Annotated in this window: 22 protein-coding genes and 1 riboswitch; of the genes, 8 read left to right on the forward strand and 14 right to left on the reverse strand. The window is 72.9% G+C overall.

What is annotated here, in order from left to right; translation table 11 throughout:
* Positions 1-6 precede the first annotated feature (6 nt).
* On the reverse strand, positions 7-639 hold the full coding sequence (locus tag BJY28_RS12325) for a MerR family transcriptional regulator (protein WP_246313404.1): 633 nt from the start codon (positions 637-639) through the stop codon (positions 7-9).
* A gap of 126 nt (positions 640-765) precedes the next feature.
* Between BJY28_RS12325 and BJY28_RS12330 the strand changes: the two genes are divergently transcribed.
* Both BJY28_RS12330 and BJY28_RS12335 read left to right on the forward strand, forming a co-directional pair.
* Complete coding sequence (locus BJY28_RS12330) at positions 766-1,650, forward strand: SDR family oxidoreductase (protein WP_179463263.1); 885 nt, start codon at positions 766-768, stop codon at positions 1,648-1,650.
* Positions 1,651-1,652: 2 nt separating this feature from the next.
* The gene (locus BJY28_RS12335; protein ID WP_179463264.1) at positions 1,653-2,090 is read left to right on the forward strand and encodes an anthrone oxygenase family protein; all 438 of its coding nucleotides are present in this window, start codon (positions 1,653-1,655) and stop codon (positions 2,088-2,090) included.
* On the opposite strand, the gene BJY28_RS12340 is transcribed toward BJY28_RS12335, so the two are convergent.
* From BJY28_RS12340 to BJY28_RS12380, 9 genes are all read right to left on the reverse strand, one after another.
* Positions 2,080-2,820 carry a B3/B4 domain-containing protein gene (locus BJY28_RS12340; protein ID WP_179463265.1) on the reverse strand — a complete coding sequence of 247 codons (741 nt, stop codon included), beginning with the start codon at positions 2,818-2,820 and terminating at the stop codon, positions 2,080-2,082. The two genes, BJY28_RS12335 and BJY28_RS12340, sit on opposite strands and share 11 nt — an antisense overlap.
* 17 nt (positions 2,821-2,837) lie before the next feature.
* Positions 2,838-3,257 (reverse strand): antitoxin, encoded by a 420-nt coding sequence (locus BJY28_RS15910; protein ID WP_218875337.1) that lies wholly within the window; start codon positions 3,255-3,257, stop codon positions 2,838-2,840.
* Between the two features lie 49 nt (positions 3,258-3,306).
* Positions 3,307-3,774, reverse strand: a complete 468-nt coding sequence (locus BJY28_RS12350) for a helix-turn-helix domain-containing protein (protein WP_179463266.1) — start codon at positions 3,772-3,774, stop codon at positions 3,307-3,309.
* 29 nt (positions 3,775-3,803) lie between these two features.
* Positions 3,804-4,979, reverse strand: a complete 1,176-nt coding sequence (locus BJY28_RS12355; RefSeq protein ID WP_179463267.1) for a MarP family serine protease — start codon at positions 4,977-4,979, stop codon at positions 3,804-3,806.
* Between the two features lie 141 nt (positions 4,980-5,120).
* Positions 5,121-6,146, reverse strand: a complete 1,026-nt coding sequence (locus BJY28_RS12360; protein ID WP_179463268.1) for a nitronate monooxygenase — start codon at positions 6,144-6,146, stop codon at positions 5,121-5,123.
* On the reverse strand, positions 6,143-7,654 hold the full coding sequence (locus BJY28_RS12365) for a bifunctional hydroxymethylpyrimidine kinase/phosphomethylpyrimidine kinase (protein ID WP_343037098.1): 1,512 nt from the start codon (positions 7,652-7,654) through the stop codon (positions 6,143-6,145). Before BJY28_RS12365 ends, BJY28_RS12360 begins: the two co-directional genes overlap by 4 nt.
* A gap of 8 nt (positions 7,655-7,662) precedes the next feature.
* The gene (thiE, locus tag BJY28_RS12370; protein ID WP_179463270.1) at positions 7,663-8,334 is read right to left on the reverse strand and encodes a thiamine phosphate synthase; all 672 of its coding nucleotides are present in this window, start codon (positions 8,332-8,334) and stop codon (positions 7,663-7,665) included.
* Complete coding sequence (gene thiM / locus BJY28_RS12375) at positions 8,331-9,128, reverse strand: hydroxyethylthiazole kinase (protein ID WP_179463271.1); 798 nt, start codon at positions 9,126-9,128, stop codon at positions 8,331-8,333. Before thiM ends, thiE begins: the two co-directional genes overlap by 4 nt.
* A riboswitch (TPP riboswitch) is annotated at positions 9,120-9,219 on the reverse strand. (Overlaps the previous gene by 9 nt.)
* A gap of 70 nt (positions 9,220-9,289) precedes the next feature.
* Positions 9,290-11,401, reverse strand: a complete 2,112-nt coding sequence (locus BJY28_RS12380) for a heavy metal translocating P-type ATPase (RefSeq protein ID WP_218875339.1) — start codon at positions 11,399-11,401, stop codon at positions 9,290-9,292.
* A 160-nt stretch (positions 11,402-11,561) separates the two neighbouring features.
* On the opposite strand from BJY28_RS12380, the gene BJY28_RS12385 reads away from it, so the two are divergent.
* The gene (locus BJY28_RS12385) at positions 11,562-11,795 is read left to right on the forward strand and encodes a superinfection immunity protein (RefSeq protein WP_179463273.1); all 234 of its coding nucleotides are present in this window, start codon (positions 11,562-11,564) and stop codon (positions 11,793-11,795) included.
* 207 nt (positions 11,796-12,002) lie between these two features.
* On the opposite strand, the gene BJY28_RS12390 is transcribed toward BJY28_RS12385, so the two are convergent.
* From BJY28_RS12390 to BJY28_RS12405, 4 genes are read right to left on the reverse strand one after another with little or no spacing between them, the layout of a single operon-like run.
* The gene (locus tag BJY28_RS12390; RefSeq protein WP_246313405.1) at positions 12,003-13,916 is read right to left on the reverse strand and encodes an acyl-CoA dehydrogenase family protein; all 1,914 of its coding nucleotides are present in this window, start codon (positions 13,914-13,916) and stop codon (positions 12,003-12,005) included.
* Positions 13,917-13,934: 18 nt separating this feature from the next.
* Entirely contained in the window at positions 13,935-15,365 is a 1,431-nt protein-coding gene (locus BJY28_RS12395) for an MFS transporter (protein WP_179463275.1), read from the reverse strand.
* Positions 15,362-16,780: a M20/M25/M40 family metallo-hydrolase gene (locus BJY28_RS12400; RefSeq protein ID WP_179463276.1), complete on the reverse strand. Its 1,419-nt coding sequence runs from the start codon at positions 16,778-16,780 to the stop codon at positions 15,362-15,364. Before BJY28_RS12400 ends, BJY28_RS12395 begins: the two co-directional genes overlap by 4 nt.
* A gap of 10 nt (positions 16,781-16,790) precedes the next feature.
* The gene (locus BJY28_RS12405; RefSeq protein WP_343037099.1) at positions 16,791-17,486 is read right to left on the reverse strand and encodes a TetR/AcrR family transcriptional regulator; all 696 of its coding nucleotides are present in this window, start codon (positions 17,484-17,486) and stop codon (positions 16,791-16,793) included.
* A 130-nt stretch (positions 17,487-17,616) separates the two neighbouring features.
* Between BJY28_RS12405 and BJY28_RS12410 the strand changes: the two genes are divergently transcribed.
* From BJY28_RS12410 to thrS, 5 genes are all read left to right on the forward strand, one after another.
* Complete coding sequence (locus BJY28_RS12410; protein ID WP_179463277.1) at positions 17,617-18,912, forward strand: acetyl-CoA C-acetyltransferase; 1,296 nt, start codon at positions 17,617-17,619, stop codon at positions 18,910-18,912.
* Between the two features lie 86 nt (positions 18,913-18,998).
* A complete protein-coding gene (locus BJY28_RS12415) occupies positions 18,999-20,330 on the forward strand; it encodes a 3-oxoacyl-ACP reductase (protein ID WP_179463278.1) in 1,332 nt (443 codons plus the stop codon).
* Entirely contained in the window at positions 20,330-21,184 is an 855-nt protein-coding gene (locus tag BJY28_RS12420; protein ID WP_179463279.1) for a MaoC family dehydratase, read from the forward strand. Before BJY28_RS12415 ends, BJY28_RS12420 begins: the two co-directional genes overlap by 1 nt.
* A 360-nt stretch (positions 21,185-21,544) precedes the next feature.
* The gene (locus tag BJY28_RS12425) at positions 21,545-22,177 is read left to right on the forward strand and encodes a DUF421 domain-containing protein (RefSeq protein ID WP_179463280.1); all 633 of its coding nucleotides are present in this window, start codon (positions 21,545-21,547) and stop codon (positions 22,175-22,177) included.
* A gap of 120 nt (positions 22,178-22,297) precedes the next feature.
* Positions 22,298-24,292, forward strand: coding sequence for a threonine--tRNA ligase (gene thrS, locus BJY28_RS12430; RefSeq protein ID WP_179463281.1), 1,995 nt, complete (start codon positions 22,298-22,300; stop codon positions 24,290-24,292).
* Positions 24,293-24,307 lie beyond the last annotated feature (15 nt).

Here is a 24,307-nt window from a genome sequence, read left to right on the forward strand (position 1 = left end):
CCGGCTCTACGCGTGCTCGTCCTCCTGGTCGAGAACGTTCGCGTGGTGCTGCTGGGAGAGCAGCACGAGAGCGTCGAGCAAGGGGCGTCGGAGGATGCTGCCGAGGACGACCCCGCGGATGGTCGCATCGAGGCTGTCGGCGCCAGCGACGGCCTGGACATCGATCCGCCCGACGGCATCTGCTGCTCGCGCGTAGTCGTCGAGACGGTCGACGAGCATGGTGAGGTCCTCGGCCTGCAGCTCGGCCACGGCTCGGATCGCTGCCGAGTGGGCGGGTGACCCGGGCTGGTACCGCCACCCGCGTGCCTCGATCACGTGGGCCAGCGTCTCGGCGGCCGCTGGCTCCACGTCCTCGCTGTCCTCGTCGCCCCTTTCGCCCACGAGCGCATCCTGCGTGACGGCCATCGCGTCGAGGATGGAGGACTGCCCGCTGACGACCTGGACGACCTCGCGGATCGTGTCCAACGGAAGCCCAGCGACCTTCGCCAGTGCGCGGATGAGCCGGAGCCGTTCGAGGTGCGACGCGTCGTACACGGCCTGGTTCACGCTGGTGCGGCGGCCAGGTTGGAGCAACCCCTCACGAAGGTAGAACTTGATCGTCGCGACGGTCAGCCCGGAACGCGCGGCCAACTCAGCCATTCGCATCTCCGTCACCGCATCTCCCTCGTCGTCGCCGCGGCTAGCGATCCGTCCTGCCTTGTGCCCACCTTGCGGATACTACTACTATCCATAAATAGATAGGTGCACTAGCCAATAGGAGGCGAGATGGCACGGATCGCGGTCCTGGGCGCGACCGGGTACCTGGGTGGCCACGCGGTGACCCGCTTGCAGGCCGACGGGCACGAGGTGCGCGCGGTCGTTCGCGCCCCGGAGCGGGCACGGCTTCCCGAGGGCGTCGTGGTCGTGCAGGGCGATGTCACCGAGCCGGCGACGCTGCCGGCCGCGCTTGCCGGCACGGACGGCGTGCTGCTCGCCCTCAACGGTGGCGGCGATGTCGAGCTAGCCGTGCAGGTGGAGCAGCAGGGCGTCGCGAACGTCGCAGCTGCTGCTGAGGCCGCGGGCATCGGTCGAGTCCTGCTCATCTCAGGCATGTTCGCGCAACCGGCGTACGCGGCGTACCCGTGGGAGCAGGCCAAGGCGCGCGGTGAGCGGATGCTCATGGACAGCTCCGTCGCCTCCACCGTCTTCCGGGTCGGCTTCATCAACGAGACGCTCGCCAGCTTCGTGCGCGGCGGACGTCCGGTCCTCATCGGACGTCAACGTCACCCGGTCCGACCGGTCGCCGTGGGTGACGTCATGGCCGCGGCGTCGACGGCGTTCGGACGTCCGGACACGGCCAACCAGGTCTACGACGTGGCAGGAGGGCAGGAGATGACGTTGCGAGAGGCGGCCGCCGCGTACGCCAGCGCCATCACCGGTAGGAGCATCGCCCCGTCCGCGGTGCGGGTGCTGCCGCTCTGGTTCATGCGGGCGGTCAACCGTCTCTTCCTCAGGGGGCGGATGACCCGGCCCCTCGGCATCCTCACGAGCATGGATCGCCACGGCGACGTCACTGACACCACCGCCTGGTTCCGCGACTTCGGCGCACCGCCGACCCCCTTCACCCAATGGGTCGCCCAGCAGCGGGACAGCGTCGAAGGGAGGTCGTGAGCGTGAGCTGGCTCGAGATCGCTGCCATCCTCGTCGTCGGATTCGTGGGGTCTGCCGAGTTCGGATCCGCCGTGCTCGTGCACCCGGTCATCCGCACCCTCGACCCCGACCATCAGCTCGTGGTCGAGCAGGGCCTGCTGAAGACGTTCGGTCGGGTCATGCCCATCGGCATGACCCTCACCACCGTCCTCGGCGTCAGCCTGGCCGTGTCCATGCCCTCGGCGTGGCTCGTCGCGGCCGCCGTCAGCCTCGGTATCGCGCTCGTGGTCACGATCATCGGGAACGTGCCGATCAATCTGCGCACCGGACGCATCCACGCGGAGCGTGCGCCGGAGGGCTTCATCGCCATGCGGCGCCGTTGGGACGTCTTCCAGCTCATCCGCGGATCGCTCCAACTCGTCGGCTTCGTCCTCGTCACCGTGGGCGTCGTCAGCGGGTGACGCCCGCCGCCAGCACCCGCCGGCTGACCGTGACCTGCTCACCGAGCGAGCCCAGTGCCGACGCCAGCTCGTCGACCGCCGCGGTGAGCGCGTCGTCGCTCATCGGCCCCAGCGCGTCGAGGATGAAGAAGGCGCGGGTGGTGCCCGTGCTCAGGGCGGTGCGCGGCCCCTGCCGCCAGTTCCACCGCCGACAGGTCACCCCGTCGTCATCGCACCACACGACCTCACCCGGTGCCGGGTGCTCCACCGCCGGCTCCCCGCTGACGACGGTGGCGAAGGGCTCGTCCCCGGTCGCCCGGACCAGCCGAGCCGCCCCGACATAGGCATCGAGGTCCTCGCCGCCGATCGGCACCTGGTGGCGCACCGAGACCGCGTTGTAGATGTCGGTCAGCGGGTTGATCCGGGGCAGCCCGTCGTCCACCCGGCGGGTCAGCGCCTCCAGGCTGTTGCGGGTGCGCTGCGGCTTGGCGCCGAAGGCGCGGTACGCCTCCCGCCAGGCGGCGATGTGCGCCAGCTCCTCGACCGGGCTGTCCGCGAGCAGGCCGCGCGCGTGCTGCTCGGCCTCGACGAGCATCACCTCGGCGCGCTCCGAGCCGGCGTCGCTGGCCGGGTCCAGGCCCTCGACGACGAGCAGCGCCGCGCGGTAGTCGGGCCGCAGCTCGCTCACCGCGGGCTCGATCGTGCAGGCGGCGAGGAAGGTGTCGGGGTCGTGCGGCACGGGAGTCTCCATTCGATCAGGGTGCGGGGTCATGCGTCGTCCAGGTCATCGTCCAGATGCTCGAGCAGGCGGCGCACGATGTCCGGCACCCGGACGGTGACGGCCGCCCAGAAGAGGTCGTCGTTCATCCCGCGGTAGCCAGCGTGCGCGGCGATGTTCCGGGTCGTGCGGATCGCGACGACCTCGTCCTCGCTCAGCGGCCCGTGAGCCATGTTGAGCTCGGGCCGCTCCAGGAGCGAGGCGAGTCGGAGGATCACCATGCTCGCGACGTCGTAGGCCGGGTGCCCGTCGGCGAAGTGGTCCCGCCCTGCGTCGCGGACGATCTCGGTCCGCCGCACGATGGCGCGCAGCTCGGTGAGGGCGTTCTCGGTGTCGCGCCGGCCGGCCTCGGGCGCCGTGCGCCGGGGGCGAGGGCTGAAGCGGGGCTCCTCCGACGGCCCGTCCGTCACGGCTGCACCGCCATGACCGTCGTGCACCCACCAGAGTCATGCACCGCCATCACAGCGCTACCGCCTCTGGCTGGGCCAGGTCCGCGGCGGCGTCGCCCCGGTCAGACACCACGTCCACCGGGAAGCCGGTGAGGCGGCGCACCTCGTCGCTGAAGAGCGCCACGTCGAAGAGGTCGGTACCTGGGGCGATGGTGACCAGCAGGTCGATGTCGCTGTCGAAGCCGTCCTCGCCCCGCAGGGTCGAGCCGAAGACGCGGAGGTTGCTCAGGCCGTGACGAGCAGCGGCCTCGGTGATCTCGCGCGCATGCTCGGCGAGGGGGAGCGAGGGGCGGTAGTCGGCCGCACGCAACAGGCGCTCCAGCATCTCGTCCGAGACCCGCCGCGAGCCGGCCTCGATCTGCGCCAGGCTCGGCTGCCGCACGCCGGCCCGCTCGGCGAGCTCCGTCTGTGTCAGCCCAGCGTCGAACCGGGCGCGACGGACGAGCTCAGCGGCTCGGTCCAGGGCGAAGCGACTCACCTCCGCACTATAGCAACGTGCTATACGCGTCAGGCAGCCTCGCACGACCCGGTCGGCACCGGCGCGGTCAGCGACGCCGCCTGCGCGGCGACCGGCTCGACCACCGAGATCGGCACCGCGTAGCCGACGTCCTCCACGGCCGCGCTGCTGGCGAAGATGATCCCGGCGACGTCGCCGTCGGTGTCCAGCACCGGGCCGCCGGAGTTGCCGTGATCGACCTCGGTGGCCAGCGTGAGCACCGACCGGTTGCCGGTGCCGCCGTCGGTGGTGACCACCGTTCGGCGCTCGGAGACCATCTCGGCCGGCTCCAGGGTCAGCGGACCGCCGCGGGGGTAGCCGGCCACGACTGCCTCGTCGCCCGTCTCGACGGCGCGGCTGATCCTCAGCGCGGGCGCGTCGAGACCGCTGGTTGCGATGACCGCGAGGTCGTTGTGCTCGTCGACGTAGACCACCTCGCCGCCGACCGGCAGCTCGCCGGGGGCGCGGACGCTCGGGTCGTCGATCCCGGCGATCACGTGCGCGTTGGTGATCACCCGGTCCGGGGCGACGACGACGCCGCTGCCGCTGACCCCGGTCTGGCACTCCTGCGCGGTGCCGCTGACCTTGACCACCGACCCGATGGACTCCTGCACCGCCGCGGTGTCGACATCGACGTCGGGGATGCTCGGGCGGGTCGTCGGGCCGCCGACCACCTCGGCCAGCCAGGGCTCGCCCCCTTCGAGCAGGCGGGTGAGCAGCACCCCGTCCTGCAGGCTCGTCGGGGTCGCCTCGGCCAGCGCGTGCATCGCCCGGGAGCGCTGCACCGCCTCGGTGACCGTCGGGTTGCCGACCGAGGCCACCGTCGACCCCACGAGCATCCACGCCAGGACCGCGACCCCCACGCTGGCGACCGCGCCGCCGATGGTGTCCACCCAGCGCAGCTTCATCTTGATCAGCCCGGCCCGCAGGTGCTGACCCAGCGTCGCGCCGACCCCGGCCAGCACCCCTACGAGGACCACGGCCGCCCCGACGATCACCGGGACGCGCCAGGCGCTGTCAGCCAGCCACTCGGCGATCCACGGCGCCGCGACGACCGCCGCGGCGAGACCGGCGACCGCGCCGGCGAGGCCGCCGATGGTGCGTCCGAAGCCCCGCGAGGCTCCGGCGACCAGGGCCCAGAGCAGGGTGAGTCCGACGATGATGTCGAGCAGCACGTAGGTCTCCATGGGGGCCTCCTCAGGTCCTCGGGGAACCGTCGAAGGTAGCCACGTCCGCTGTGCGCGACCCGTGGGCGGCTGTGCTGAGGCTGTCAGCCAGGGCGGCGGCAGGGCGCGCCGCGGCTCCCCGGGCCACCCGGACGACCCGGCTCACGGCAGGTCCTTCGCCAGCCAGGCGACGACCTCGGCCGCCGACCCCTCCGGGGCCTGCCGGTAGCCGGTGCCGGCCCACAGGTGCAGCACGTCGGCGTCACCAGCCGCGCCGGCCGCCTTCCGCAGACCGCGGGTGAGGTGGTGCACGGCCGGGTAGGCGACCGGGGCGGTGCCGGTCCACGTGTCGGCGAAGCGGTTGAGCAGGGCCCTGGCAGGGCGGCCGGTGAAGGCGCAGGTGAGCAGCGTCTCGTCGAACCCGTTGTCTGCCAGCGCCGCCCGGTGGGTGGCCGAGGTACCGGCCTCGTCGGTGCGCAGCAGCAGGGTGCCGACGACGACCGCCTCGGCGCCGGCCGCCAGCAGCTCGGCAACCGCGGCCGGGCCGTCGACGCCGCCGGCGGCGACCAGGGGGAGCTCGACGGCCGCCCGGACTGCGGTCAGCACCTCGACGGTGCGCGCCGGCTCGGGGGTGCGGGCGGGGTCGTGGGTGCCGCTGTGCCCGCCGGCGTCGGGGCCCTGGACGACCAGCCCGTCGACCCCGAGGTCCGCCGCGGCGCGGGCCTCGTCCGGCGTGGTCACCGTGGCCAGGACCCGGGTGCCGACCCATTGCAGGGCGGCCACGTCCTCGGCCGGCGGAAGCCCGAAGGTCAGCGAGACCACCGGTACCGGGTCCTGGAGCAGCAGCGCGAGCTTGGCGGGCCAGTGGTCGTCGTCGCTCACCGGCGCCGGGTCCAGGCGCAGGTCGTAGCGGTCGGCCTCGGGCTGGATCGCGGCCGCGTAGGCGGCCACCTGCGCGGCGACGTCACCGACCGGTCCCGGGACGAAGAGGTTGACCCCGAAGGGCGAACCCAGCTCGCGCGCCTGCGCGATGTCCTCGGCCAGCCGCTCCGGGGTGAGGTATCCCGCCGGCAGGACGGGGAAGGCCCCGGCCCGGGCGACCGCGGCCGCGAGGGCGGGCGTCGTCGGGCCGCCGGCCATCGGCGCCGCGACGATCGGCAGCCGGGACTCCAGCAGAGGGGTGCTCACCCCTCCACGGTAGGGCCGGATCCATCGTGCCGCTGCAGCGGTGCCGCGAAGAAGTCCCGCTCCAGGACCGCCGAGGCGCGGAAGGCGGCGAACATCCGCTCCCGCACCTGCGGGGTGGAGCCCGCGGCGAGCGTGCTGACGAGGTCGACCGCGCGGGCGGTCGCCTCGGCGAAATCCTCGTCGGCGTAGGTGGTCAGCCAGGCCGCGTAGGGGTGGTCGTCGGTGCGGTGCTCGGCCAGCCGCGCACCGACGTCGGCGTAGATCCAGAAGCACGGCAGGGCGGCCGCCACCACCTCGGCGTACCCGCCGCGGGCGGTGGTCGCCAGCAGGTGGTCGACGTAGGCGGTCGTCACCGGCCCGGGCAGCGTCTCGGGCTCGTCGCTGCCGCCGAGCCAGCCGCGGTGCAGCTCGAGCTCGGTGACCAGCGCCTGCTGGGCGCACCCGGCCCAGAAGGTCTGCTCGGAGACCGTCGGGGCCCGGCGGCTCGCCTCGGCGAGCACCCGTGCGTAGTCGCCCAGGTAGAGCGCGTCCTGCGCCAGGTACCAGGAGAAGTCGTCGTCACCCAGGCTGCCGTCGGCCAGCGCGCGGACGAAGGGGAGCGCGTCGATCTCGGCGCGCACGTCCGCGATCTGGGCCCACCAGTGCTCGGCCAGCCGGGCCGGCGTGAGCCGGGTCCCGGCCCGTGCCCAGGTCTCCGCCAGGTGGGAGACGGGGCCGTGGCCCTGCCCGACGTGCAGCTCCTCGCCGGCCCGAAGGGCGGTGGTCAGCCACCGCTTCGCCTCGGTCACCGCGGGCTGCCAGGCACCGTGGGTGACCCGGAGCGTGGCGACCGCCGAGGACAGCGAGCACCCGGTGCCGTGGGTGGCGCGGGTCTCGACCCTCGGGGTCGACAGCTCGGTCACGGCGCCGGAGGCGTCGACCAGCGCGTCCCAGATCTCGTCGCCGTCGAGGTGACCGCCCTTCGCCAGCACCGTGACCCCGGTGCTGCGGGACAGCCGTCGGGCCTGGTCCAGCAGCCCGTCCCAGGTGACCGCGGCCGGCTCGGACACCAGCGCGGCGAGCTCGGGGACGTTGGGGGTGATCAGGTCGACCAGAGGCAGCAGGTCACGCAGCGCGTCCTCGGCCTCCGGCTGCAGCAGGTGGTCGCCGCTGGTGGCCACCATCACCGGGTCGAGCACGACGACCGGCGGCCGATGCTCGGCGAGCCACGCGCGGACCACCGCGATGATCTCGGCGTCGAAGAGCATCCCGATCTTCACCGCGTCGATCTGCACGTCGTCGCTGACCGCGACGAGCTGCTCTCGCAGGAAGTCCGGGGGAGGGCGGTGCACCGAGCGCACCCCGCAGGTGTTCTGCGCGACGAGCGCGGTCACCGCCGCCATCCCGTAGCCACCGCTGGCGGCGACGCTCTTGAGGTCGGCCTGCACCCCGGCGCCACCGGTGGGGTCGGTGCCGGCGATGCTCAGCACGCGGGGGACCGGCGCCAGGCCGGGCTCCGTGGCAGACACGGCGTCGCTCATGCCGCGCCCTGATCCCAGGCGGACCGCAGCTCCTGGGCCGCCTGCCGCGGGTCGGCCGCCTGGCACACCCAGGAGAGCACCGCGGCACCGACCAGGCCGGCGCCGCGCAGCCCGGGCAGGTCGTCGGGGACGATCCCGCCGATCGCCACCGCGGGCAGCGGGCTGCCGGCGGCGAGCCGTCCGAGGCCCGCGATCCCGAGTCCTGGCGGGGCGTCCCCCTTCGACCCGGTGGCGCGGACCGTGCCGATCCCCACGTAGTCCACGCGCCCGGGGTGGTCCCGGGCCGCGGCGAGCTGAGCCTCGGTGGCGGCGCTGAGTCCGACGAGCGCCTCGGCACCGAGGAAGCGGCGCACGTGCTCCACGGCGAGGTCGCCCTGGCCGACGTGCACGCCGCTGACCTGCGCACCACGCTCCCGCGCCTCGACGGCGACGTCGACCCGGTCGTTGATGATCAGCGGGACGTGCCCGGGCAGGACGCGGCCCACGGCGAGGGCGAGCGCGATGAACTCCTCCGTGCCGGCCTCCTTGGCGCGCAGCTGCACGGCACTCACCCCGCCCTCGACCGCGGCCGCGACCGTCTCAGGCACGCTGCGGCCTGCGTCGGCGCACTGCCCGGCGTCGGCGACGAGGTAGACGGACAGGTCCGGGGCGGGCGTCGCGCCGGTCACGAGACCCGCCCGCGGGCGGCGAGGATGTCGGCGTCGATCGCATCGAGCGCGTCGATCAGCGCGACGGCGTAGGAGCCGGGCCGCGCGGCCCGCTCCGCCGCGAGCTCGCCGGCCACGGCGTAGGTGCAGCAGGCGGCGACCGTGGCCTCGAGCGGGTCGACATCCCCGGCGACGAAGGCGGCGACGATCGCGCCCAGCGCGCAGCCGGCGCCGGTGATGCGAGCCATCAGCGGGTGGCCTCCCTCGACGCGGACCACCCGCTCGCCGTCGGTGACGAGGTCGGTGGCGCCGGAGACGGCGACGACGCTGCCGGTGCGCCCTGCCAGGTCCTGTGCCGCGGGTAGCGCCTCCTCGGTGCCGATGGTCGCGTCGACGCCGCGACCGCCGGCGCCGCCGGCCAGCGCGCCGATCTCGGAGGCGTTGCCGCGGATCACGGTCGGCCCGCGCTCCAGCAGCTGCTGGGCCAGGGCGGTCCGCACCGGCAGGGTCCCGACGGCCACCGGGTCCAGCACCCAGCGGGGCCGATCCGGTCCAGGCTCGGTCGCCTCGAGCATGGCCGTGCGCTGGTCGTGCTGCGGGGTCCCGAGGTTGACCAGCACCGCCGAGGCGGCGCCACGCGCGAAGAGCCCGGCCTCCTCGGGGATGTCGACCATCGCCGGGGTAGCCCCGCAGGCGAGCAGGGCGTTGGCGACGAGGTTGACCGTCACCGGGTTGGTCAGGCACTGGACGAGCGGATGGTCCTGGCGCACCCGGTCCAGATGGGCGGCGGCAGAGGTGTCGGCTGTCGGCATCATGCGCGACGATCCCTTCGCTAGCGTGAACTAGAGCAGGTTCGACGGGTGTCATCTCAGCCCACGATCGCCGTGGGCACCCCGTGTCACGAGTACGTCGTCGAACGTAGCACGCAGCCACCGCGAGGGGGCCGGGCCGGCGTCAGTGGGGAGGGCGCGCGTGATCAGCGGTCCGCGACCCGCTCCGGGGAGAGGTCCAGCCGCCGCAGCAGCTGCGCGTTGAGCGCGACGATCACCGTGGACGCCGACATGAGGATGGCGCCAACGCTCATCGGCAGGACGAAGCCGATCGGCGCCAGCACGCCCGCCGCCAGCGGCACCGCGACGAGGTTGTAGCCGGCCGCCCACCACAGGTTCTGCTGCATCTTGGCGTAGGCCGCGCGGGACAGCTCGATCACCGAGAGCACCGCCCGCGGGTCGGAGCCGGCGAGCACCACGCCGGCCGAGCCGATCGCCACGTCGGTGCCGGCCCCGATGGCGAGCCCGACGTCGGCCTGGGCCAGCGCGGGTGCGTCGTTGACCCCGTCGCCGACCATGGCGACCCTGCGCCCTTCGCGCTGCAGCTCGGCCACCGTGGCCGCCTTGTCCTCGGGGCGGACCCCGGCGAAGACCCGGTCGATGCCTAGCTCGGCGGCGACCGTCTCGGCGACCGCCTGCGCGTCACCGGTGATCATCACGACCTGGATCCCCTTCGCGTGCAGCGCATCCACGGCCTGCCGGGACTCCGGGCGGATCCCGTCGGCCAGGCGAAGGGCGGCGACCGTCACGCCGTCGCGGAGCACGTGCAGGATGATCGCGCCCTGCTCGCGCCAGTCCTGCGCCACCGACAGCTCGTCGGCGCCGGCCTGCTCCAGCAGGTACGGTCCGCCCACCTGGACGGTGGACCCGGCCACCTGCGCCTGCACGCCCACCGCTGGGGCGGAGGAGAAGTCGGTGGCGCCAGGGACCTCGAGGTCGCGCTCGGCGGCGGCCGCGACGATGGCCCGGGCCAGCGGGTGCTCGCTGCCCGACTCGGCGGCGGCGGCCAGCGCCAGCGCCTCGTCCGCGTCGATCCCGTCGACGGTCTCGACCGCGGTGACGGTGGGCTCGCCCTTCGTCAGGGTGCCGGTCTTGTCGAAGAGGACGGTGTCGACGGTGCGCATCGACTCCAGGGCCAGCCGGTCGGTGACCAGCACCCCGGCGCGCGCCGCGCGCTCGGTGGCGATGGAGACGACCAGCGGGATGGCCAGGCCGAGGGCGTGCGGGCAGGCGATGACGAGCACGGTGATCGTGCGGACGACGGCCTCGTCCGGCATCCCCAGCACGGACCACACGACCGCGGTGATCAGCGCGGCCGCGAGCGCGTACCAGAAGAGCCAGCCCGCGGCCCGGTCGGCGAGGCGCTGAGCCCGCGAGCTGGACGCCTGCGCGTCGGCGACGAGCCGCTGGATGCCGGCCAGCGCGGTGTCGTCCCCGGTCGCGGTGATCTCCACGCGCAGACCGGAGTCGGTGGCGATGGTCCCGGCCACCACCGGGTCGCCGATCTCGCGGCGCACCGGCGTCGACTCGCCGGTGACCATCGACTCGTCCATGCTCGCGCTGCCGTCGACGATGGTGCCGTCGGCGGGCACCGACGCGCCCGGGCGCACCAGGACGAGGTCGCCCCGGATGAGGTCCGCGGGGGAGACGGTGACCACCTGCTCGCCCTCGACCCGCTCGGCCTCGTCCGGCAGGAGCGCCGCGAGCGAGTCCAGCGCGGAGGTGGTCTGGGCCAGCGAGCGCATCTCGATCCAGTGGCCGAGGAGCATGATGACGACCAGCAGCGCCAGCTCCCACCAGAAGCCCAGCTCGTCGCTGAGCAGTCCGAGGCTCGAGCCCCACGAGGAGACGAAGGCCACGGTCAGGGCCAGCGCGATGAGCAGCATCATCCCCGGCTGGCGCGAGCGGATCTCGGAGACGCCGCCGGTGAGGAAAGGGCGCCCGCCCCAGAGGTACATCACCGTGCCGAGCAGCGGGGAGACCCAGGTCAGCCAGCTGTCCTCGGGCAGGTGGTAGCCGACGAGGTCGGCGAACATGTGGTCCGCGGCGACGACCGGGACCGCGATCACGAGCATGATCCAGAAGAGGCGACGGAACTGGGCGACGTGGTCGCCGTGGCCTCCGTGCCCGGCATGTCCCTCGTGCCCTCCATGGGCTGGGTGAGCGTCGTGCCCTTCGTGCTCGGCGTGGGCGTCGAGCCCGTCGTGCGGGTCGTGCCCTGCGTGCTCGCGCAGGTCGTCGGTGGGGTGCTGGCTCATGTGTCGTCTCCCGTCGGGAGCAGGAAGGTCGTCGGCGGGGCGGTGCTGCTCGCCCATCGTCCCGTCATACCCATCAGGGGTACCCTCCACATATACCCATATGGGGTATCTGCGTCAAGTCGTCGGACCACGGCAGAGCGTCGGTCGTAGGCTGGAGGGCATGCCCACCGTCGTGACCGACCGTCAGAACCGTCCCGTCAGCTCCGTGGTCGCCATCCTCGTGGCGATCCTCAGCGCGGGCTACATGCTGCCGTGGGCGATCGCGGCCGTGCGGGGCAACCGCAACGCCTGGTCCGTCTTCTGGGTGAACCTGCTGCTCGGCTGGACCGTCGTCGGCTGGATCATCGCCCTCGTCATGTCGATCCGCGAGCACCGCATCGTCGGCATCCGCTGACGCGCCCTCCGCCGACCCCCTTCTCGCAACTGCCCGGGCAGTTGCGCTCGGTGGGTGAAATTTGCCCGGGCAGTTGCGCAGGGGTGGGGTGATTTGCCCGGGCAGTTGCGCGGGGTGGGGTGATTTGCCCGGGCAGCTGCGCATGCAGGGGTGATTTGCCCGGGCAGTTGCGCAGGGTGGGGTGATTTGCCCGGGCAGCTGCGCGTATCAGGTGTCGCCGAGGAACTCCAGGAGCTCGGTCTCGCGCCAGGCCATCGGGATGGCGAAGGCGTCGATGAGGGTCTGCACGTGCGGGCGCAGCTCGGCGCACCGCTCGTCGACGAGTCCGACCACCGACTTCGCCTGCGACTGGCTGAGCCGGCCGTGCTCGATGAACCACGCCCGGTCCGCCTCGATGGTGCTCAGCACGAAGAGGTCGCAGACCTGCTCCAGCAGGTCGCGGGCCTCACCCTCGGGCGCCTCGTCGATCGCGGCGACGAAGGCCTCGAGCAGCACCCGGTCGATGTGCGCCCGCGCGGTGAGCAGCAGGTGCGGCTGGGCGTCGTTGAAGATCGCGAAGCTGTCCGCGTCGTCGTCCTGGGCCCGCCGCAGCCGCAGCGCCAGGGTCTCCAGCAGGTGCTTCTCCCGGTCCTCGAAGAGGTCGAGCTGGCCGCCGCGGTCGGAGAGGGCGTCGTCGCCGTCCCTCCCGGGCGCCCCGGAGATCAGCCGCTGGATGAGCGAGCCGCCGATGGTCCGCTCGATGACCGCCTCGGTGACCTGCCGCGCGCCGAAGAAGAACGCGCCTCGGCTGTCCATGTCGTGGAAGGCGTCGCTGTAGCTGGTGAGCATGCCCTTGGCCACGAGCTGCAGCAGCACCGTGTTGTCGCCCTCGAAGGTGGTGAAGACGTCGGTGTCCGCCTTGAGGTCGGCGAACCGGTTCACCGACAGGTAGCCGGCGCCGCCGCACGCCTCGCGGCACGCCTGGATGGTGCTCGTCGCGTGCTCGGTGCCGATCGCCTTGAGCCCGGCCGCGCGCGCCTCCAGCTCGCGCTGGGCGTCCTCGCTGGTCTCCTCGCCGGCGGCGATCCGGTGCATCTGCTCCACCAGCGCGTTCTGCGCGAGCATCAGCGCGTAGCTGCGGGCCAGCCGAGGCAGCAGCTTCCGCTGGTGACCCAGGTAGTCGAGGATGACGACCTCGCCGCCCTCGGGGTCCTCGAACTGACGCCGGTGCTGGCCGTAGGTCAGCGCGAGCGTCAGCGCGGTCCGGGTGGCCGAGCCGGCGGCACCGGCCACCGTGATCCGTCCGCGCACCAGCGTGCCGAGCATGGTGAAGAAGCGGCGCCCGCGGCTCTCGATGGGCGAGTGGTAGCGCCCGTCGTCGTCGATGGTGCCGAAGCGGTTGAGCAGGTTGTGCCGCGGCACCCGGACGTGGTCGAAGGTGAGCCGCCCGTTGTCCACCCCGCGCAGACCCATCTTCGCGCCGCAGTCGCCGATGGTGACCCCGGGCATCGTCGCCCCGGACTCGTCGCGGATCGGCACGAGCACGCAGTGCACCCCGTGGTCCTCGCCGTCGACGACGAGCTGGGCGAAGACGGCGGCCAGCGAGGCGTCGCGGGCGGCGTTGCCGATGTAGTCCTTGCGGGCGGCGATCGAGGGGGTGTGGATCTCGATCTCGTCGCTCTCGGGCAGGTAGGTCGCGGTGGTCAGCAGCGACTGCACGTCCGAGCCGTGCCCGGTCTCGGTCATCGCGAAGGACCCCAGCAGGGTGCCGTCGAGCATGCCCGGCAGGTAGGCGTCCCAGTGCCGCTGGGTGCCGAGGTTGGCGATCGCCCCGCCGAAGAGCCCGAACTGCACCCCGGCCTTGACGAAGACGGAGAGGTCGGCGTGGCCGAGCATCTCGATGGCGGTGACCGCGGCGCCGTGCTCGTTGGTGCCGCCCTGCTCGGTGGTGAACCCGTTGCGCCCGAAGTCGGTCTTGGTCAGCTCGAGCACCGCCTGCAGCGTCCGCTCCCGGTGCTGCTCCATGCTCAGCAGCTCCTCGGGCGGACCGAAGACCTCCGGGTCGAGGGTGCTGCGGACCTCTTGGCGCACCTCCGCCCACCGACCGTCGAGGATGGTGCGGATCGCCTCTGCCGTGGTCATGCTCGGCATCGTCGCAGATCAGGCCAGCGTCGCGGGCGACGTTGTGAGGTTGTGCTCATCCCGCGGGAGCCGGGCCAGCGCCAGCGCGGCCAGCAGCGCGGAGCCGGCGCAGATCGACCACACGGTCAGGTAGCCGGAGAGGGGAGCGTGACCGGCGCCGGGGTCGGAGATGCTGCCGGTCGCCGCGAGCGCCACGGCGAAGAGGGCAGAGGCGACGCACCCGCCGATGGTCTTCGTCGCGTTGGTCAGCCCGGCCGCCTCGGCGGTGGCCCCGACCCGTGCGGCCTGCGCCGCAGCGGCGGGCAGGGCGGCGACCAGCGCCCCGGACCCGATGCCGGCGATGCCCATGGCGAGCATCGCGTGCGCCAGGGTGGCGTGCAGCGGCAGGAAGGTGGCGTAGCCCAGCGCGACGAGCACCGCGGCCCCGACGAGCATGCCGCGCACCCCGAGCCGCCGGGCGGCCAGCGGGCTGAGCATCGCCCCGACCGCCATGCACACGACGTAGAGGCCGATGACGTTGGCGATGGCCGCCGCGCTCACCCCCAGCCCGTAGCCCGCCTCGGCCGGGTCGGTCCGGGCGAAGGTGGACAGCGGGATCTGCGCGCCGAGCACGCTCATCCCGAAGAGCGCCGCGGCCAGCTGGACCGGCCACATCCGTGGCGCCGCCAGCGCGTCGACGTCGATGAGCGGCGAGGTGCTGCGCCGCTCGACCCGGACGAAGGCGGCGAGCACGGCCAGCCCCAGCACCAGGAGCAGCCACGCCCACGGGCTGCCCGGTCCGTCCAGCCGGACGACGACGAGCCCGCCGAGCACGCCGGCCAGGGCGAGGGCCAGCAGGCCGGTTCCCGGCAGGTCGAGCCGTCCCCGGGCCACCGGCGCGGCGGTGTCCCGGACGCCGAACCAGATCGCCACGAAGGCGATGGTGGTCGCCGCGGCGGGCACCATGAGCACCGCCTCCATGCCCCAGAGCGGCTGCAGCGCACCGGCGCTCAGCGCTCCGGCGATGACCCCGACCTCAAGGGCGAGCACGAGCAGCGCCGCGCCGCGGCGGACCAGCGCCGGCTGGTCGGGCGCGTCGGCGCTGCGGTCGTGCAGGATGGCGATCTCCATCGGCAGCCACACGGTGTAGACGCCTTGGATCGCCCAGGCGACGAGGAAGGCCCAGAAGCTCCCGGCGAGGGCGACCCCCCAGCCGGCGAGCGCGGTGACCAGGGTGGCCCACAGCAGCACCTGACGGTGGCCGAGCAGGTCGCCGAGGCGAGAGAGCACCGGCACGGCCAGGGCCGCGGTCATGAGCTGCGCGGCCTCGAACCAGTTGACGTCCCCGTCGGCGATGCTCAGGTGCTCGGCGATGTCGCTGAAGAGCGGCGTGTAGTAGCCCTGCAGCACCCCGGAGGCGATCTCGACCGCCGCGAGGAAGCCGACCAGCCGCCAGATCGCCGCGCTCATGCCGGTGCCGGTCCGTCCGCAGCGTCCGTGACCCCGAGCCCGTCCCCGTCAGCGATCCCGACCAGCCCGTCGTCGAGCCCGTCGAGCAGCGCCCGGTACCAGCGCACGCCGTCGTGCAGGTCGGCCACGTGCAGGTGCTCGTCGTAGGAGTGGATCGACTGCCGCTGCTCGGTGCTCATCCGGAAGGGCGCGAAGCGGTAGACCCTGGGACAGATCTCGGTGAAGTGCCGGGAGTCGGTGGCCGCATACATGACGTACGGCACCGGGACCGCCTCGGGGAAGACGTCGGTGACGGTGCGCTCCAGCAGGGCGAAGGCGGGGTCGTCGGTGGGCGAGAGCGGGCTGGGCTCCTGGGACTGGATGACCTCGACGTCGAGGTCGCGCCCGACCACCCGTTGGATGCGTCGCAGCGCCGACCCGGTGCTCTCCCCGACGGCGATCCGCAGGTTGAGCCCGGCCCGGGCGCTGGTCGGGATGACGTTGATCGCCGGCGAGGCGGCCAACGTGGTCACCGCGACGGTCGTCCGGGCCAGCGCCGCCGCCTCTGGGCCGGCGGCGGTCATCACCCGGGCCAGCGCCGGAGCGGCCCGCTCCGCCCGTGCCGCCAGCGGGCGCAGCGCCCGCGGCAGATAGGGCGCCAGCCGTCGCAGCATCTCGATCGCCGCGGGGGAGAGGTGCGCGGGGAAGGGGCGCCGCTCGAGCCGACCCAGGGCCGCGGACAGCCGGGCCACCGGGCCCCCCTTCGCCGGGGTCGAGGCGTGCCCGCCGCGGCCGGAGGCGGTGACGATCACCGAGAGCAGGCCCTTCTCGGAGACGCCGAGCACCCCGAGCGGCTGGGTGACCCCGGGGAAGGCGTCGTCGGCGACGGCGCCGCCCTCGTCGAGGACGAACCACGGCGTCACCCCGAGCTCGCGCAGCCGTCGCACCGCGGCCGGGGCGCCGTCGCCCATGACCTCCTCGGTGCTGCCGAAGGAGAGCCACACGTCCCGGGCCGGGCCGGGACGCTCGGCGAGCAGGAGCTCGACCGCGGTGATCGCGGCGACGAGCTGCCCCTTGTCGTCGAGGGTGCCGCGGCCCCAGATGGTGCCGTCGACGACCTCTCCGGCCAGCGGCGGATGGGTCCACAGGCTCTCGTCACCGACCGGCACGATGTCCAGGTGCGCCATGAGCACCACCGGGTCGGCGTCGGCGGTCGGGGAGGCCGGGTCGGCCGGGATGCGGACCAGCAGGCCGTGCGGCGCGACGGTCTCGACCTCGCCGCGCGCGTGCACCAGCGGGAAGCGTTCGCGCAGCAGGCGGTGGGCCTCCTCGAAGGGGGCCGGGTCGGTGCCGGCCGGGTCGGCGGTGGCCACCGTGGGGAGGCGGAGCAGCTCCTGGAGCGCACCGAGCGGGTCCGGCGGCGACGTCGTCGTCATGGGCGACAACCTAACCCGGTGAGGTACCCCGCCTGCGTGACCAGGCAGGCGAGACGCCGCGCCAGGCGAGGTCGCTGAGCTGCTCGGTGAGCTGGTCGCGCGCGAGGTCGCCGAGCGTGCCGGCCAGCCAGGCGTCAGCCCCGGCCCGGACCATCCCGACCAGGGCGGTGCCCCACACCTTCGCCGGAGCGGGGTCGTGCCCGCGGGCGACGAGGGCCTCGGCGATGAGCTCGCCCATCTGCGCGGCGATCCGTCCGGTGGCGTCGGCGGCCACCTCTGCGGCGCCGCCGGAGCGCTCGGTGCCGACGATCGGGGCGGCGACGATGAAGCGGTAGAGCTCCGGGTCCTGCTCGACGAGCGCCAGGTAGCCGCCGATCGCCGCCGCGATGACCCGCTGCGGCTCGCCGTCGACGGCCGCCAGGTCGGTCTCGGTGGCGGCGGTGAGGGTCTGCCCGAGCACCTCGCCGACCTCGCGCAGGATGAGCTCGTCGACCCGCTGCGCGACCGCCAGGTAGAGGCCGTGCCGGTCGGTGAAGTGCCGGTAGAAGACGGTCTTGCTCGTGCCCGCTCCGGCGGCGATGTCGTCCATGCCGACACCGGCGCCCTGGCTGCGGATGGTGCGCATCGCCGACTCGACGAGCTCCTTGCGGCGCTCCTGGCGATGCTCCTCCCAGCGGGCGCTGCGGCCGTCGGTGGTGGTGCTCACAGTCCCAGGACGGTAGCAGGTACTGGTGGTACCTGCTACCGTCCGTATCGCATAACACGTCGAGGGGTCGGGCTGCTCGCCCTGCACCTCGACGACACGCTGACAACGAGACCTCACCAGGAGACCAGTGGTGGCCACCAACCAGTCCCAGCCGCGCCGCGCCGCCGTCCTCGGCGGCAACCGGATCCCCTTCGCCCGCCAGTTCGGCCCCTACGCCGAGGCCAGCAACCAGGACATGTTCACTGCGGCCCTGGACGGGCTGGTGGCCCGCTACAACCTCGGCGGCCAGCGCCTGGGCGAGGTCGTCGGCGGCGCCGTCATCAAGCACAGCCGGGACTTCAACCTCACCCGCGAGTCGGTGCTCGGCACCACCCTCGACCCGCAGACCCCCGCCTACGACGTGCAGCAGGCCTGCGCCACCGGCCTCGAGGCGGCGCTGCTGGTCACCAACAAGATCAAGCTCGGCCAGATCGAGTCCGGCGTCGCCGGCGGCGTCGACACCGCCTCGGACGCCCCGATCATGATCACCGAGAAGCTCCGCAAGAAGCTCCTCAAGGTCAACCGGGCGAAGGGCGCCAAGAACCAGGCGCTGACCTTCGCCTCGATCCGCCCGACCGACCTCGGCATCGAGACCCCGGGCAACGCCGAGCCGCGCACCGGCCTGTCGATGGGCGAGCACATGGCGATCACCGCCAAGCGCTGGGAGATCACCCGCGAGGCCCAGGACGAGCTGGCGATGACCAGCCACCACAACCTCGCCCGCGCCTACGACGAGGGCTTCCAGGACGACCTCATGACCAGCTTCCTCGGGGTCTCGCGCGACCAGAACCTGCGCGCCGACTCCTCGATGGAGAAGCTCGCCAAGCTCAAGCCGGTCTTCGGCAAGGGCGACGGCGCGACGATGACCGCCGGCAACTCCACCCCGCTGACCGACGGCGCCTCGACCGTGCTGCTCGGCTCCGAGGAGTGGGCGGCCGAGCACGGCCTGACCCCGCTGGCCTACTTCGTCGACGGCGAGAGCGCCGCGGTCGACTACGTCACCGGCGACGAGGGGCTGCTCATGGCCCCGGCCTACGCGGTCCCGCGGATGCTGGCCCGCAACGGCCTGACCCTGCAGGACTTCGACTTCTACGAGATCCACGAGGCCTTCGCCGCGACCGTGCTCTCCACCCTCGCCGCGTGGGAGGACGAGACCTTCTGCCGCGAGCGGCTCGGGCTGGACGCCCCGCTGGGCTCGATCGACCGCGCCAAGCTCAACGTCAACGGCTCCTCGCTGGCCGCCGGGCACCCCTTCGCCGCCACCGGCGGACGGATCGTGGCCTCGCTGTCGAAGATGCTGCACGCCAAGGGAACCGGCAGCCGCGGCCTCGTCTCGGTCTGCGCCGCCGGCGGCCAGGGCGTCGTGGCCATCCTCGAGGGCGCCTGAGCCGGCACCGGCGGCCCGCGCCAGACCCCCAGCACGCACGTCACCAGCACAGACGTCACGCAGCACGCACAGACCTCAGGAGAGACATGGCATTCGACTACGGCAAGTTCGTCAGCTCCGGCTTCGGCAAGCAGCTGGCCACCAGCCTCGGCCTGCCCCGGCCCACGAAGCTGCGGCGGCAAAGCCCCGGCGACCCGCTGATCGGGGGTGCGGTGCTCGTCGACGGGCACGGTGACACCCCGGTCTCCGAGCGTGTGCGGGTGCTGCTGGAGAGCGAAGGGGTCCAGGTCGCCACCTCGCCGTCCACCTCGGTGGCCGGCGTGGTCATCGACATGACCCAGATCGAGACCCCGGCCGACCTGGAGACGCTGCGGGCGATCGCCGGCCCGGCGCTGAAGACGCTCGCCCCCACGGGTCGGGTCATCGTCGTCGGTCGCCCGGTCGAGGAGGCCCGTGACGTCGCCCAGGCCGCGGCCCGCCGTGCGCTGGAGGGCATCGTGCGCTCCATCGGCAAGGAGATGCGCGGCGGCGGCACCGCCAACACCGTCTACGTCGCCGAGGGCGCCGAGTCCGGGATCGACGCGACCATCCGCTTCTTCCTCTCCGGCCGCTCGGCCTACGTCGACGCCCAGGTGGTGCACGTCGGCGAGCCGGTCGGCGAGCTCACCCAGCCGAGCGACTGGGACCAGCCGCTGGCCGACAAGGTGGCCGTCGTCACCGGCGCCGCCCGCGGCATCGGCGCGGCCATCGCCGAGGTGCTCGCCCGCGACGGGGCCACCGTCGTGTGCGTCGACATCCCGGCGGCCGGCGGTCCGCTGGCCGAGGTCGCCAACCGGCTCGGCGGCAGCGCCCTGCAGCTCGATGTCACCGCCGAGGACGCTGGCGCCAAGATCGTCGACCACGCGACCTCGCTGCACGGCGGCTTCGACATCGTCGTGCACAACGCCGGGATCACCCGCGACAAGCTGCTCGTCAACACCGACGCCGACCGCTGGCACAGCGTGCTCGACGTCAACCTGCTCTCCATCCTGCGGATGAACGAGGCCCTCGTGTCGGCGATCAACGCCGGCGGGCACATCGTCAACGTCGCCTCGATCGCCGGGATCGCGGGCAACCGCGGCCAGACCAACTACGGCGCCTCCAAGGCCGGGGTCATCGGGATGACCAGCAGCCTCGCCGAGGAGCTGCGGTCGAAGGGGGTCACCGTCAACGCGGTCGCGCCCGGCTTCATCGAGACCGAGATGACCGCGAAGATCCCGCTGGCCACCCGCGAGGTCGGTCGTCTGACCAACAGCCTCTCCCAGGGCGGTCTGCCGGTGGACGTCGCCGAGACCATCGGCTGGTTCGCCTGGGACGCCAACCGCGCGGTGACCGGCAACACCGTCCGGGTGTGCGGCCAGATGCTGCTGGGCGCCTGATGGCGGTCGAGACGCTCACCTCGGTCCCGAGCCTCGGGCCGGTGCTGGCCCGCGGCGCCCTCGCCGGTTCGAGCTCCGGCTCGACGCTGCCGGACGTGGCGCTGCGGGTCACCCCGGCCATCGACCGCGCGGACCTGCTGGAGTACCAGCGGTTGTGCGGCTTCGAGGGTGGCGACGTGCTGCCGCACACCTACCCGCACATCGTCAGCTTCCCGCTGCAGATGACGCTCATGGCCCGCCGGGACTTCCCGCTGTCGATGGCCGGCCTGGTGCACGTGGAGAACGAGATCGAGGTGCTGCGCCGGCTCACCGCCGACGACGCGCTGGAGATCACCGTGAGCGCCGACCGGCTCGTCGGGCACCCGCGCGGCCGGGTCGTGGAGATGGTCACGCAGGCCCGGGTCGACGGCGAGCTCGTCTGGCAGGGGCGCTCGAGCTACCTCAGCCGCGGGAAGGGCGACCCGGAGGCCGAGCGGTCCCAGCCCCCGGCCACGCCGAAGGGTCTGCCCGCCCAGCAGTGGCGGCTGCCGTCCGGCTTCGGTCGGCGGTACGCGGCGGTCACCGGAGACGTCAACCCGATCCACATGAGCAACGTGACGGCGAAGGCGATGGGCTTCCCGCGGGCCATCGCGCACGGCATGTGGACCTACGCCCGCACCCTCGCGGCGCTGGGTCCGCAGACGTCGGAGCCGGGGACGAGCCACGTGTGGTTCAAGAAGCCGCTGCTCCTGCCGGGCGTCGTCGACCTCGTCGTGCAGCAGCCGGAGACCGAGGGCGGCCAGGTGCTGGCCGGTCTGCGGGGCGCGCGGAAGAAGGACACCGAGCACCTGGTGCTGACCTTCGACCCCGCCTGACCCGCAGCTGCCCCGGGCAGTTGCCACCCTCCCTGCGCAACTGCCCGGGCAATTCACGACCCCCATGCGCAACTGCCCGGGCAAATCACAACCCCCGTGCGCAACTGCCCGGGCAATTGACAGCCCCCGTGCGCAACTGCCCGGGCAAAATCACAACCCCCGTGCGCAACTGCCCGGGCAATTGACGGCCCCCGTGCGCAACTGCCCGGGCAATTGACAGTCCCGTGCGCAACTGCCCGGGCAAATTGCGCTCCTCTGCGATTTGCCCGGGCAGCTGCGTAGAAGGGGGTCCGGGGGCCTGCGGGTCAGGTGGCCCATCGGGCGGCTCTCGGCCAGGTGCCCCGGCGGCATCATGGGGTCATGCCCGCACCGCTGCTCGCCCCGGCCCTGACCGCACCCGGCATCAACGTCCAGGACGAGAGCCCGCTGTCGTTGCTGTGGCGGGAGGTCGGGCTGCCGTCGTGGCACGCCGCCTTCGCCGTCGTGGTGAGCACGGTGGCGATCTATGCCTTCTTCGTGCTGCTGGTCCGGGTGCTCGGCCAGCGGGTGCTCTCCAGGGCCTCGGGCTTCGACGTCGCCGCGGTGATCGCGCTCGGGGCGATCACCGGCCGGGTCACCCTGGGCTACACCCCGACCCTGGTCGCCGGGGCGCTGGCGCTGCTCACCCTCTTCGCCGCCGAGGCGGTCGTCGGCGAGCTGCGCCGGGTGCGGCGGATGGACTCCCTCTTCGACAACCGAGCCGTGGTGCTCGTCGCCGGCGGGCAGATCCAGGAGGACCTGCTGCGGCGCAGCCACTTCGTCGAGGACGAGCTGCGCGCGTCATTGCGACGCCACGGGGTGCACCGGCTCGAGGACGCAGAGCTGGTCGTGCTGGAGCGCACCGGAGAGATCAGCGTGCTGCACACCGGACGCACCATCGACCCCTTCGTCGTGCACAACGTCATCGGTGCTGACCGGCTGCCGGACGAGGTGCTGCGGCATGACGACGACTGACCGGGGGCCGGGCGGCGAAACGCGCTGCGAGCCCACCGACCCGGCCGGATAGCATCGCGGTCGGGCCGACCCGACCGGCGCCGGCCCGAGCGCACCAGCACCCACCCGAAGGAGTCACCCGTGGCCGCCCAGATCTCCGTCACCGTCGCCGACGAGCAGCGAACGGTCGACGAGGGCACCACCGCCGCCGACCTCTTCGGCGACGACCGCGCGGTGCTCGTGGCCCGGGTCGACGGCGAGCTGCGCGACCTCGCCCACGTGCTCGCCGACGGCGACGTCGTCGAGCCGGTGACCGCCGCCGAGCAGGACGGCCTCGACGTGCTGCGCCACTCCACGGCGCACGTGCTCGCCCAGGCCGTGCAGCAGGCCCACGCCGACGCCAAGCTCGGCATCGGCCCGCCGGTCCGGGACGGCTTCTACTACGACTTCGACGTCGCCGACCCCTTCACCCCCGAGGACCTCAAGGCCCTCGAGAAGGCGATGCAGAAGATCATCAACGAGGGTCAGACCTTCGTGCGCCGCGAGGTCTCCGACGACGAGGCGCTGGCCGAGCTCGCCGACGAGCCGTACAAGTGCGAGCTGATCGGCCTCAAGGGCGGCTCCGGCGGCGACGTCGAGGACGCGGCCGAGGGCGCCGCCGTCGAGGTCGGCGGCGCCGGCCTGACGATCTACGACAACGTCCGCAAGGACGGCTCGGTGGCATGGGGCGACCTGTGCCGTGGCCCGCACGTGCCGAGCACCAAGGTCATCGGCAACGCCTTCAAGGTGATGCGCAGCGCCGCCGCCTACTGGCGCGGCAGCGAGAAGAACCCGCAGCTGCAGCGGATCTACGGCACCGCCTGGCCGAGCAAGGACGAGCTCAAGGCCTACCTGGAGCGCCTCGCCGAGGCCGAGCGCCGCGACCACCGCAAGCTCGGCGCAGAGCTCGACCTCTTCTCCTTCCCCGACGAGCTCGGCTCCGGGATGGTCGTCTTCCACCCGAAGGGCGGGGTCATCAAGCGGGAGATGGAGGACTACGTCCGCCGGCGGCACATCGAGGAGGGCTTCGAGTACGTCAGCACCCCGCACATCTCCAAGGACGGGCTCTTCCACACCTCCGGGCACCTGCCGTACTACGCGGACACGATGTTCCCGCCGATGGAGCTCGAGCACAGCGAGTACCGCCTCAAGGCGATGAACTGCCCGATGCACAACCTCATCTTCCGCAGCCGCGGGCGCTCCTACCGCGAGCTGCCGCTGCGCTTCTTCGAGTTCGGGTCGGTCTACCGCTACGAGAAGTCCGGAGTGGTGCACGGCCTGACCCGGGTGCGCGCGATGACCCAGGACGACAGCCACTCCTACGTCACCGCCGAGCAGGCCCCGGAGGAGATCGCCCACCTGCTGCGCTTCGTCACCGGGCTGCTGGCCGACTTCGGGCTCGACGACTACTACTTCGAGATCTCCACCCGCGCCGAGGAGGGGGAGAAGAAGGAGAAGTTCATCGGCTCGGACGAGCAGTGGCAGGAGGCCACACAGGTGCTGCGTGACGCCGCCGGCGCCTACGGCGTCGACCTCGTCGAGGACCCCGGCGGCGCCGCCTTCTACGGCCCGAAGATCTCGGTGCAGGCGCGCGACGCCATCGGCCGGACCTGGCAGATGAGCACCATCCAGTATGACTTCAACCAGCCGCACCGCTTCGGGCTGGAGTACCAGGCCGCCGACGGCTCCAGGCAGGAGCCGGTGATGATCCACTCGGCGAAGTTCGGCTCGATCGAGCGGTTCTTCGGGGTGCTCGTCGAGCACTACGCCGGCGCCTTCCCGGTGTGGCTCAGCCCGGTCCAGGCGCTCGGGATCCCGGTCGCCGAGGACTTCGAGCCCTACCTGCAGGGCGTCCTCGACCAGCTCGCCGCGGCCGGGGTGCGGGTCGAGATGGACCGCAGCGACGACCGCTTCCCGAAGAAGATCCGCAACGCCAGCAAGGCGAAGGTCCCCTTCACCCTCATCGCCGGCGGCGAGGACCAGGAGAAGGGGGCGGTCTCCTTCCGCTACCGGGACGGCTCGCAGGAGAACGGGGTGCCGGTCGCCGACGCCATCACCAAGATCTGCGAGGCGATCGACACCCGCGCCCAGGTCTGAGCCGCTGCCCGGGCC

Origin of the sequence: Janibacter alkaliphilus (assembly GCF_013408565.1) — a bacterium.
Classification (GTDB): Bacteria; Actinomycetota; Actinomycetes; order Actinomycetales; family Dermatophilaceae; genus Janibacter; species Janibacter alkaliphilus.